General features: G+C 59.7%; 10 protein-coding genes. 3 read left to right on the forward strand and 7 right to left on the reverse strand.

From position 1 onward, the window contains the following. Positions 1-280: 280 nt before the first annotated feature. From sthA to CPY51_RS20725, 3 genes are all read right to left on the reverse strand, one after another. Positions 281-1,687 carry a Si-specific NAD(P)(+) transhydrogenase gene (gene sthA / locus CPY51_RS20715; RefSeq protein ID WP_111162294.1) on the reverse strand — a complete coding sequence of 469 codons (1,407 nt, stop codon included), beginning with the start codon at positions 1,685-1,687 and terminating at the stop codon, positions 281-283. Positions 1,688-1,789: 102 nt separating this feature from the next. Next, positions 1,790-2,386 (reverse strand): dual specificity protein phosphatase family protein, encoded by a 597-nt coding sequence (locus CPY51_RS20720; protein WP_111162128.1) that lies wholly within the window; start codon positions 2,384-2,386, stop codon positions 1,790-1,792. Between the two features lie 221 nt (positions 2,387-2,607). Then, complete coding sequence (locus CPY51_RS20725) at positions 2,608-3,498, reverse strand: LysR family transcriptional regulator (protein ID WP_111162129.1); 891 nt, start codon at positions 3,496-3,498, stop codon at positions 2,608-2,610. 139 nt (positions 3,499-3,637) lie between these two features. Here CPY51_RS20725 and CPY51_RS20730 point away from each other — a divergent pair, with 139 nt between their 5' ends. Further along, a complete protein-coding gene (locus CPY51_RS20730) occupies positions 3,638-5,098 on the forward strand; it encodes an MFS transporter (protein ID WP_111162130.1) in 1,461 nt (486 codons plus the stop codon). Positions 5,099-5,136: 38 nt separating this feature from the next. Here the strand turns inward: CPY51_RS20730 and radC are convergent, their stop codons facing one another. The 4 genes from radC to CPY51_RS20750 are packed head-to-tail and all read right to left on the reverse strand — an operon-like array spanning position 5,137 to position 9,432. Further along, positions 5,137-5,985, reverse strand: coding sequence for a RadC family protein (gene radC, locus CPY51_RS20735; RefSeq protein ID WP_420820725.1), 849 nt, complete (start codon positions 5,983-5,985; stop codon positions 5,137-5,139). Between the two features lie 3 nt (positions 5,986-5,988). After that, entirely contained in the window at positions 5,989-6,825 is an 837-nt protein-coding gene (map, locus tag CPY51_RS20740) for a type I methionyl aminopeptidase (protein ID WP_111162132.1), read from the reverse strand. Positions 6,826-6,828: 3 nt separating this feature from the next. Continuing rightward, on the reverse strand, positions 6,829-7,578 hold the full coding sequence (gene sfsA / locus CPY51_RS20745; RefSeq protein ID WP_111162133.1) for a DNA/RNA nuclease SfsA: 750 nt from the start codon (positions 7,576-7,578) through the stop codon (positions 6,829-6,831). Between the two features lie 12 nt (positions 7,579-7,590). After that, the gene (locus CPY51_RS20750) at positions 7,591-9,432 is read right to left on the reverse strand and encodes a PHA/PHB synthase family protein (protein WP_111162134.1); all 1,842 of its coding nucleotides are present in this window, start codon (positions 9,430-9,432) and stop codon (positions 7,591-7,593) included. A 158-nt stretch (positions 9,433-9,590) separates the two neighbouring features. Here CPY51_RS20750 and CPY51_RS20755 point away from each other — a divergent pair, with 158 nt between their 5' ends. Both CPY51_RS20755 and CPY51_RS20760 read left to right on the forward strand, forming a co-directional pair. Further along, positions 9,591-9,995 (forward strand): hypothetical protein, encoded by a 405-nt coding sequence (locus CPY51_RS20755; protein ID WP_111162135.1) that lies wholly within the window; start codon positions 9,591-9,593, stop codon positions 9,993-9,995. 238 nt (positions 9,996-10,233) lie between these two features. Continuing rightward, positions 10,234-11,451: an LL-diaminopimelate aminotransferase gene (locus CPY51_RS20760; protein ID WP_111162295.1), complete on the forward strand. Its 1,218-nt coding sequence runs from the start codon at positions 10,234-10,236 to the stop codon at positions 11,449-11,451. Positions 11,452-11,501 lie beyond the last annotated feature (50 nt).

The following is an 11,501-nucleotide window of genomic DNA, read 5'->3' on the forward strand; positions in this document are numbered from 1 at the left end:
GAAGCCCTGCCGTTCGCGGCGGGGCTTTTTTTGTATTGGGTGGTGTTGGATTTCTGCGGGTGTGGCCTGCCCCTCACCCTAGCCCTCTCCCCGCACACGGGGAGAGGGGACGACAGCGCGTGAGGCCATTTGAGGCATGCGAGAGCTTGAATTTCAACGGCAGATGCGTCTATCGCCTTCTCCCCGCGCGCGGGGAGAAGGTGGCCGACAGGCCGGATGAGGGGCATTTTCCGGTGCGCTGCGAGAACGCCGAGGGGCTTTTGTCTGCGAAAATATCGCCTCAAAGCTCCGACTTGATATCGCCCATTCGGTTCCCTGCATCGAGCCCGGCGATCTTGTAAGCCTCGGCAAGCGTCGGATAGTTGAAGGTGTTCTCGACGAAATATTCGACGGTGCCCTTGAGGTTGAGTACGGCCTGGCCGATGTGGACGAGTTCGGTTGCACCTTCGCCGACGATGTGGACGCCAAGCAGGCGGCGCGTCTTCAGCGAGAAGATCATTTTCAAGAGGCCAGTGTCCAACCCCATGATATGCCCGCGCGAGGTCTCACGGAAACGGGCGATGCCACATTCATAGGGGATATGACGCTCCTTGACCTCTTCCTCGGTCAGCCCGCAGGTGGAGATTTCCGGGACGGCATAGATGCCATAAGGAAAGTATTTCTGTGGCTCCTTGGCGATGGCGCCGACGGCAACCCGGGCAGCGATGCGCCCCTGTTCCATCGAGGTGGACGCAAGGCTCGGAAAGCCGATGACGTCGCCGGCCGCAAAGATATGCGGAACTGTCGTGGCGAAGGTTTCCGGGTTGACGCTCAGGCGACCGCGGCTGTCGGCCTCGAGGCCTGCCGCTGGAAGGTTTAGCGTATCGGTCGCCCCCATGCGGCCCGCGGCAAACAGAACCATGTCGGTGACGATCCTGCGGCCGCTGTCGAGCGTGATCTCGGCCTTGCCGTCCGGTAGCTTGACGACCTTCTCCGCCTTCTGGCCAAGCAGCAGCTTCATGTTGCGATCGCGCAGCTGGTAGGTGAAATCCTCGATGATTTCCCTGTCGATGAAATCGAGCATCGTCGACTTCGGATCGAGAAGCGTCACCTGCGTATCGAGGGCGCTGAAGATCGTTGCATATTCGATGCCGATGACGCCTGCGCCGATCACGACCATCGAACGTGGCAATTGCTCCATATCCAGCAGCTCGTCGCTGTCGAGGATGACCTTGCCGTCGAAGGGCATGTAGTCAGGGCGAAATGGCTTGGTGCCGACCGCGAGCAGGATACTCGCCCCGGTTACGTGCAATACCTCCCCGTCCTCCTTGAGGACCTCGAGCGTCTGCGGATCGACGAAGCTGGCCTTGCCTCTGATGTGCTGCACATGGTTGCGGGCAAACTGGTGCTCCAGCACTTCGACCTCGTGGTCGAGCGTAATCAGCAGGCGGCGGCGCAGATCCTCGGCGCTGATTTCCTGCTTCACGCGGTAGGCGCGGCCGTAGAAGCCGCGCTCGCGCCAGCCGGAAAGATTGAGCGCCGTCTCGCGCAGCGTCTTGGACGGAATAGTGCCGGTATGGACGGAAACGCCGCCGACACGCTTGCCCTGTTCGATGACGAGGACCTTCTTGCCGAGCTTCGCTGCTTGAATAGCCCCTCTTCGCCCGGCCGGGCCACTGCCGACAACGACAAGATCGAACTGGTACATCGAAAAGCCCCGCAGAATTGAGTTGGAATCAATGTCGCACCGCAACATATGTGCGCTCAACCGGTAGCTGGTCAATGTTACAGATTGTCTAACGCCAAACAATCACGAATCGGAAAAGCCGAGCCATGGCTCGAGCTTCTCGAACGTGCGGTCCATGGCATAGGCATGGCTGACAGACAGCGAGATATGACCGTAGAGGATCGATATCTGCTTTTCGGAAACGCTTTCGTCGACCTTGGCGATTGCCGCTAGATAGAGCGCGGATGCAAGGCCCGTGCGATCGGCGCCCGCCTGGCAATGGATCAACAGAGGCTTCGGCGCCTCGCGCATGATATCGACAAGTTCCGCCGCCTGGGCCTGGGTCAATTCACGGTCGGCGGACATCTTGAAGTCGATATGATTGATACCGAGCTCTTTTGCCTGGGCGACTTCCTTGTCATACCAGTCGTGGCCGCTATTGTCGCCGCGCAGGTTGATGATGGTTCTGATGCCGTACCGCTTTTTGAATTCTGCGATATCATTTGCGGAAGGCTGTGACGACCGATAGACCTCACCCGCGATAACAGGGTGGAAGTTCGTCGTCAGCACCATGTTGCTATAGAAAGCACCGACGAACAACGCGGCGGGCAGCACTGCAAAACGCAGAATTCCCTTGGCTACATGGAGAAGAGAGCGACTGCGCGACAATGCGATCTGCATGATATCTCCAGACGCCATGCTGAAATGGGCAGGCGCGGTCGAATCTTTCGGCTCCCGTTGACCATCGACGAACCACGAGAATGTTGGCGGGCGAAAGCATGTTCGTTTTGCCAGATCATCCTGACAACCGCCTGAAGACGGTCAGTGAAAACAATCGAATGGCTCGATCACTCTTGCCGATGATGAAGCGACAGCGGGTGGCATGCCGATGCATCGGCGGGTCACTCGGCGCAAACGTCTCGAACGCACCCGCGCAGCCAGCGATGCGCCGGATCCGCATCGAGCCGCGGGTGCCAGAGCAATGAAATTGTAAACTCGGGTATGGAGACGGGGAGGGGAAAACTGTGCATTCCGGCGCGCAAATTGCCGGTATGTCTCTCGGGCACGCTGGCGATCAGGTCGGAGGCCCGGGCTAGAGCCAGGGCGGCCGAAAAACCGCCAACGATCGTGACGATCTGCCGTTCGAGCCCGAGCGGCTCCAAGGCTTCGTCAATCGGCCCCTTGTCGAAGTCCCGCCGTGATACGCAGATGTGCCGGCCGGCCGAATAATGGGAGGGAGTGATCTCGCCTCGGCTCAGCGGATGCCCCATTCGCACGACGCCGATGAAGCGGTCTCGAAACAGTGCCTGCGCACGCACTTCCGGGCTAGTGCTTTTTCCCACAACGCCGGTTTCCAGGTCGACGGCCCCGTCGCGAAGGGGGCCGCTCTCCTTGTCCGGCTTCTGCACGAAGCGCAGACGCACGCCGGGAGCCTCGTCACCGATGCGTGCAATGAGGGCCGGTCCGAAGTTCTCGACGAAGCCTTCCCTGGTCCTCACGGTGAAGGTTCGGACCAACTGTTTGAGGTTGAGTCTCTCAGTCGGGCGCAATACCGCTTTCCCGCCCTCAACGAGTTGGCTGACCTGCTCGCGGAGCTCGATCGCTCGCGATGTCGGAACGAGACCGCGCCCAGCCCTGACCAGCAGCGGATCGCCCGTGGTCTCACGCAATCGAGCCAGAGCCCGGCTCATCGCCGAAGGACTGAGCCGCAACCGCTGCGCCGCGCGGGCAACGCTGCCTTCCGCAAGCAGCACATCAAGGGTGACAAGCAAGTTGAGATCAGGTGTCGACATCTCTCGACCGTAGCACAGCTTGATCCGGATGTGGCGTCAAACGCACGAATATAGTGCAAACAGTGCGCGTTCCGCCATGCCAGGCAAAGGACTAGGTTTCCAGCAGCTCCGTTTCGGGAGTGGCCAGAAAGCGGAGTTCATGTTGAAGTCGATCATTGCAGAACGAGATGAGGCGGCCTCTGGAGGTGCCGAACGGGCACCTTCTGTTCGATGGGCGCTTGCCAGTCTTTCGCTATCCATGTTGCTGTCCTCGCTCGGAACCAGCATCGCTAATGTTGGCTTGCCTACATTGGCGCAGGCGTTCAACGCCTCCTTTCAGGAAGTCCAGTGGGTTGTCCTCGCCTATCTCCTCGCCATCACCACGCTGATCGTCAGTGTCGGACGGCTCGGCGACATCATCGGTCGCCGACGGCTGCTGCTGGCCGGCATAGCCCTGTTCACTGTCGCCTCGGTCCTATGTGGCGTCGCGCCAGCGCTCTGGGTATTGATTGCGGCCCGTGCGGCGCAGGGTCTTGGAGCGGCCGTCATGATGGCTCTCACCATGGCATTTGTCGGTGAGACGGTTTCGAAGGCAAAGACCGGTAGCGCCATGGGGCTGCTCGGAACGATGTCCGCGATCGGCACTGCTCTCGGTCCATCGCTCGGCGGCGTTCTGATCTCGGGTCTCAGTTGGAGGGCAATCTTCCTCGTCAACATCCCGCTTGGTCTCCTGGCTTTCGCGCTCGCCTATCGCTATCTGCCCCGTGATATCAGACCCCCGAAGGCCCATACGGTCGGGTTTGACGCCGTAGGCACGCTGCTGCTTGCCCTGACGCTTGCAGCCTATGCGCTCGCCATGACGATCGGACGCGGCAGTTTCGGCCTGCTCAATGTGGGCCTGCTACTGGCTGCTGGCTTTGGAGCCGTCCTCTTCGTGTTCGCGGAGGCGAGGGCCGCATCACCTTTGATCCGATTGGCCCTGTTCCGCGATCCTGCGCTAAGTGCGAGCCTCACAATCAGCACACTCGTCGCAACGGTTATGATGGCGACGTTGGTGGTAGGCCCGTTCTATCTCTCTCGTGGGCTCAAGCTCGATCCGGCTCATGTTGGAATGGTTATGTCGATCGGCCCGATTATCTCCGCGCTGAGCGGCGTCGTGGCTGGTCGTATCGTTGACCGTCTGGGCACCTCGCTCATGGTCACCGTTGCTCTCGTCGAAATGGCGGCTGGTTCAATTGCCCTATCAGTTCTTCCGTCGATGTTCGGAATTGCGGGCTACATAGTCGCCATCACCGTGTTGACCCCAGGCTATCAACTGTTCCAGGCAGCCAACAATACCGCTGTCATGATAGATATCCGCCCGGACCAGCGGGGCGTCATTTCCGGATTGCTCAATCTGTCGCGCAATCTCGGCCTCGTCACCGGCGCCTCTGTTATGGGTGCCGTGTTCGCGCTCGCATCGGGCACGGTCGATATCGCAACGGCACGCGCAGAGGACGTTGCATCGGGCATTCGGGCCACGTTCGCTGCTGCAGCGATTCTCATCGTCGTCGCGCTCGCCATCGCGGTTGTAGGCAGTGCTTTGGCAACGCGCCGCTCGCTCCCCGGGGACGCGTCCTGACTTATGGCGAAAAACCGATGCATGTTGAAATCAGGCAGTCAAATAAGCCGCAAGCCCTTGAGGCTTGCATGGCCATCCTTGCCGATGATGATGTGATCGTGGACGGTGATCCCCAGCGGCTTGGCTGTGTCCACGATCATTTTGGTCATATCGATGTCTGCCCGCGACGGCGTCGGGTCACCTGAGGGGTGATTGTGGACCAGGATAATGGCCGTTGCTGAAAGCTCCAGCGCCCGCTTCACCACCTCGCGGGGATAGACCGGCGTGTGATCGACGGTACCGCGGCCCTGGATCTCGTCAGCGATCAACGCGTTTCGCTTGTCCAGAAACAGAATTCGGAACTGCTCCCTCTGCTCGTAGGCCATCGCCATGTGGCAATAGTCGATCACCGAGGACCAGGATGCGAGCACCTGCTTGCCCTTGAGTTCGCTCTTCAGCATGCGTTGAGCGACTGTTGCGACCAGCTTCAAATCGAGCGCGACCGCTTCGCCGACGCCCTTCACCTCCTGTAGCAGGGCAATCGGCGCTCCGATCACGCCACCGAGCGTTCCAAAACGGTCGATAAGCGCTTTGGCTATTGGTTTGGTATCGCGGCGCGGGATGAGCCGGAAAAGCAGCAGCTCGAGCAACTCATAGTCTGCAAGTGCGCTCTCGCCGCTTTCGCGGAAGCGGTTTCGAAGCCGCTCGCGGTGTCCATGATAATGGCTCTCAGCTTCATGCTGGACGCCCAATAGCTTCGGTGGCCTCTTCAGAGCGGAGGCATTGGCGGGTTGTTCAGCAAAGAACATTCGCTCATCCGCGAACGGCGCCTGCTGCTCGCCCGCAGCTCCCTCGAAATTGTCAACGCTCATCTCACCTTGTCCGGGCGGACCGGGGAGCTTGGCCATGGTTCACCCTTGAGAAGGACGTAGGCCCGGCCGATCAAAGCCTCCAGGCGAAAGCGTGAATATTTCGCAGCCCGTCGAGGTGATGCCGACGGTATGTTCGTATTGAGCTGAAAGAGAGCGGTCGCGCGTCACGGCGGTCCAGCCGTCTCCAAGGACCTTCACGTGCGGACGGCCAAGGTTGATCATCGGCTCGATCGTGAAGATCATCCCTTCGCGCATTTCCGGCCCCTCGTTGGCACGGCCGTAGTGCAGTATATTGGGGCTGTCATGGAACAGGCTGCCGACGCCGTGGCCGCAGAAGTCGCGAACGACGGAGCAACGCTCGGCCTCGGCAAATGTCTGGATCGCTTCGCCGATGGCACCGGTCCTGGCACCCGGACGGACCGCGGCAACGCCGCGCATCAGCGATTCGTGCGTCACCTCGAGCAACCGTTCGGCAGAGCGCTTGATGGTTCCGACCGGATACATTCTGCTAGAATCGCCATGCCAGCCGTCGAGTACATAGGTCACGTCGATGTTGACGATATCGCCTTCTCGCAGTGGCTTCTCATTCGGTATGCCGTGGCAGACGACATGGTTGATCGACGTGCAGGAAGATTTCGTATAGCCGCGATAGTTCAGCGTCGCCGGATAGGCGCCCTGATCCATGCCGAATTCAAAGACAAAACGATCGATGACATCGGTAGGCACGCCGGGCTCGACGAGCGCGGCCAGCTCGTCAAGGCAACGTGCCGTCAACTGGCAGGCCCTGCGCATTCCCTCGAACGCGTCGTTCCCGTAGAGGCGGATGGCGCCTGTGTTTTTCGCAGGCGCCGTCGACGCTTCGATGTAGTTCACCATTGATCAGCCTTCAGCAGAAATCGCTATACTTGTACATAATGCAGCTATGCCGGGTTCGTCTATCGGGATCAATCCCGCCGGCGTTATTTCGCCCGGCGACACCAGGCATTTGATTGCGTAGGCCTCGACGCCGCGTTTTCGTGCACGCTCATAGGCGGTGGCGTAGAAGCCGTCGAGATCGCCGCAAATCCGAAAACGCTCGCAGTCATTCCGCTGGATGACGTAAAGCATGATCGCCCTGAAGCCCGCGTCGACCATGTCGCCCAGTTCTTCGAGGTGTTTCGCGCCCCGCGCCGTCACGGTGTCGGGGAATTCGGCCAGGGATCGTTCGCGCATGAAATGCACGTTCTTCACCTCGACATAGGTGGTGGTCCGCAGCGGATCGGTCAATAGCAGGTCGATGCGCGAATTTCGCCCGTATTTTTGCTCGCGCTGAACAGTCGTGTAGTCCGCAAGATCCGAGACCTGGCCCGCCGCAATCGCTTCCGCGGCAATCCGGTTCGGCATTCCCGTATTGACGCCGACGATGGTTCCGTCGGCCTCGATCATCTCAAACATGTGGCGGTATTTGCGGGTGGGGCTGTCGTGCTCGGACAACCAGATACGCGACCCTGGCGTCGTCAAGCCCTGCATCGACCCGGTATTGGGGCAGGACCCCGTGATCAATTCGCCGTTCTCCAGTTCGGCGTCGAACAGAAAGCGCTTGTACCGGGAAATCAGCCGGGCAGGGACCAGGGGTGTTTCAAAACGCATGGATGTCTCGGGTCACGCCTGTTCCATGACGAATGAGCCGGGCGCCTCTTCGATCGCATTCATCGCGCCGCCGCCGGGAATACGGGCAGGGACGCGGCTATTGTCCTTGTTTTCTATCCAGGCATGCCAATGCGGCCACCAGGAGCCAGCGGTCTCTTTTGCTTCTGCCAGCCAGGCGTCAAAATCGCCCTTTGCCGCGCCGCCGGTCCAGAACTGATATTTATGCCGGTCGGGAGGATTGACGACGCCGGCGATATGTCCCGATCCGGTGACAACGAAATCCACGGAGCCGCCGAAGAACTGGCTTCCCAGGAAAACCGACCTGGCGGGCGCAATATGGTCCTCCCGTGTCGCAAGATTGTAGATCGGAATCTTGACGTCCTTCAACGACAGGGTCTTGCCGTCGAGCACCATTTTCCCCTGGCTCAGCGTGTTGTCCAAATAGCAGTTGCGCAGGTAGAAGGAGTGGTTTGCCGCCGCCATGCGCGTGCTATCAGCGTTCCAGTAGAGCAGGTCGAAAGGCATCGGCTCCTGGCCCTTCAGGTAGTTGTTGACGAAGTAGGGCCAGATCAGCTCGGAGGCGCGCAACATATTGAACGCCGTCGCCATCTTCGAACCGTCGAGATAGCCGACGGCCTTCATCTGATTTTCCAAAGCCTCGATCTGTTCTTCGTCGACGAAGACCTTGAGGTCGCCTGCATAGGTGAAATCGACTTGCGTCGTCAGCAGCGTCGCCGTGCGAATCCGCTGGTTTTTCTCCTTGGCGTGAAGTGCCAGCGTCGCAGCGAGCAACGTTCCCCCGACGCAATATCCGATCGCATTGACGTCGGTCTCGCCGGTCGACTTCTCGATCGTATCCAGCGCGAAGTCGATGCCCTCGCGGGCATAAGCGACCCAGTCCTTGCCTGCATGGCGGCTATCTGGATTGACCCAGGAAATGACGAAGACGGTATGCCCCTGGTCGACGCACCACTTGATGAACGATTTCTGCGGATTGAGGTCGAGAATATAGAATTTGTTGATCCAGGGCGGGCATATCATAAGCGGCCTCCTGAGGACCGTATCCGTCGTCGCCTCATACTGGATGATCTGGCAGACATCGCTTTGAGCGATGACCTTGCCCGAGGTCAGCGCCATGTTCTTGCCGATGGCAAACTTGCTCATGTCGGTGTGTCGAAGCTTCAGAGCTCCGCCACCGGCTTTGATATCTTCGGCCAGCATTTTCATGCCGCGCACGAGGTTCTCGCCGCTTGATGCGACCGTCTCGCGATAAAGCTGCGGGTTGGTAGCGACGAAATTCGCTGGCGACAGAGCCGCAGTGATCTGCTTGACATAAAATGCCGCCTTGTGGCGCGTATGTGCATCGAGCCCATCCGCGTCGATGACAAGCTTTTCAGCCCAATCTGCAGTCAGAAGGTAGGTCTGTCGCAAGAAATCGAAAAAGGGATTCTTCTGCCAATCGTCGTCGGCGAAGCGCTTGTCCTTGACGGGAGGCTCGGATTGAGGCGGCTCTTCGCCGCCCAAACGTTGCATCGAACGGGTCCAAAGGCCGAAATAGCCCGCCATCAGCTGCGTCTGTGCCTCGAATGCCCGCTGCGGATCGGAAATCCAGTATTCGGTGACCTTGGAGAGAGTCTTGACCATATCCGCCATCGGATCGACGGTCTCGATGCGCTCGCCGCGTTCTCGAGGCGCCAGCCAAGCCGAAGCTGCCTGCCCGAGGCTTTCGAGCGCACGTGCAAAGTTCACCGCCATCGCCTCGGGATCCCTGACGATATAGGCCTCTACCGATTTCGGATCGAAGCCGGGATAGGCGCCTTTGCCTTCGCTGCCATCCTGCTTGCTGTCGGTCACGCATCATCCTCCCGGCGGCAGCACTGTTTTCTTTTCCATTTGTACATCTTGGCGGAAAAGGAATACAAGTTCCAATGACAGGCAAGCGTCCTCTTGCTTTGCTGCTGCGACAAATTTAACAGTCATGTGTGCGACGCAGACAGGGCAGGACAACAATGATGGACGGCGGCATGGTGGCAAGTTTCAACCGGTATTCCGTGATCTGCGGTATTCTCGCGATCGCGCTGGCCGGGTGCTCGACCCCTGCGGAGCGTGCAGCCTGGGCCGCCAAGCGTGCCGCGCCGACTGCAGTAGTCATGAAATCCAAGGACGGAACGCCCGTCGATGGAACTGGTGCAGCCATATCGAAGGACGGGTTCCCGGATTTCAATACGCCGCTGACCGCTGCCAATGTCCAGATCAACGACACGCAGGCGACCGATATCCGAAGCCAGCTGACCGCCTTGGGCGCACAACGCCAGACGGGAGCCATCTCGCAGGCGGAGTATGATCGCAAGGTGATCGAAATGCGCAAGCTCGCCGCCAATCACGGCCAGGATACCTTGTCGGAAATCCAGAAATAGCCTTGCCTTTCAGGCGATTTGGACGCAAAGCCTTCGATGACGCCGGTTTCCTCCAATATCTTTCTGGGGTAATCTTCCGGGTTCGAGGGCAAGCTGGGGCGAACGCCTAAGATTCACCGCATCCTTCGCGTCATGATAGAAATACGGCGCCGCGATTCCGAAGTTCGTATCGCGGCAGTCCGGAAGACGAACGAACTTCGGTGTGGTCGTTTTGACCGCTGTCCCATGGGGTCTAGAGATGGAAGAGTTTCACAAAGTCCGGCGTTTGCCGCCTTATGTCTTCGAACAGGTCAACCGTTTGAAGGCCAGCGCGCGAGCGGGTGGGGCCGATATCATCGACCTCGGCATGGGAAACCCCGATCTTCCGACCCCGAAGGCGATTGTCGACAAGCTTTGCGAAGTCGTTCAGGATCCGCGGACGCACCGCTATTCTTCCTCCAAGGGCATTCCCGGGCTTCGCAGGGCGCAGGCCGGCTATTATGCCCGCCGGTTCGGTGTGAAGCTCAATCCTGATACGCAAGTGGTGGCCACCCTCGGCTCGAAGGAAGGCTTCGCCAACATGGCGCAGGCGATCACCGCGCCGGGCGATGTCATCCTCTGCCCGAACCCGACCTACCCGATCCATGCCTTCGGCTTCCTGATGGCCGGCGGCGTCATTCGGTCCATGTCGGTCGAGCCGGACGAGAGCTTCTTTCCGCCACTGGAACGCGCGGTCAAGCACTCAATTCCGAAGCCGATCGCGCTGATCCTCAACTATCCGTCCAATCCGACGGCCTATGTCGCAACGCTCGACTTCTACAAGGACGTGATCGCCTTCGCCAAGAAGCACGATATCATCGTGCTTTCCGACCTCGCTTATTCGGAAATCTACTTCGACGATGCCCCACCGCCTTCCGTTCTGGAGGTTCCGGGCGCCATGGACGTCGCCGTCGAGTTCACCTCGATGTCGAAGACTTTCTCCATGCCCGGCTGGCGCATGGGATTTGCCGTTGGCAACGAACGACTGATCGCCGCACTGACGCGTGTGAAATCCTACCTCGACTACGGCGCTTTCACGCCGATCCAGGTGGCGGCAACCCATGCGCTCAACGGCGACGGCTCCGATATCGCCGAGGTACGCAGCATCTACAAGCGCCGCCGCGATGTGCTGGTCGAGAGCTTTGGCAAGGCCGGATTCGAGGTGCCGCCGCCGGCAGCGACGATGTTTGCCTGGGCGAAGATACCGGAAAAATTCCGCCATCTCGGCTCGCTCGAATTCTCGAAGCTGCTGGTAGAAAAAGCCGATATCGCAGTGGCTCCGGGCATCGGCTTCGGCGAATTGGGGGACGACTACGTCCGCATCGCCCTCGTCGAGAACGAGCACCGCATCCGCCAGGCCGCGCGCAATCTGAAGCGCTTCCTGTCGACGGCGGACGAGACCATGCACAACGTGATTTCGCTCAACGCCCACCGTTGATTTCATAGTTCTCCCGGCAGCCGCTCCGGCTGCCGGCTCATTACATTTAT

Origin of the sequence: Arminella tubonensis (assembly GCF_003240585.1) — a bacterium.
Taxonomy (GTDB): Bacteria; Pseudomonadota; Alphaproteobacteria; order Rhizobiales; family Rhizobiaceae; genus Rhizobium; species Rhizobium tubonense.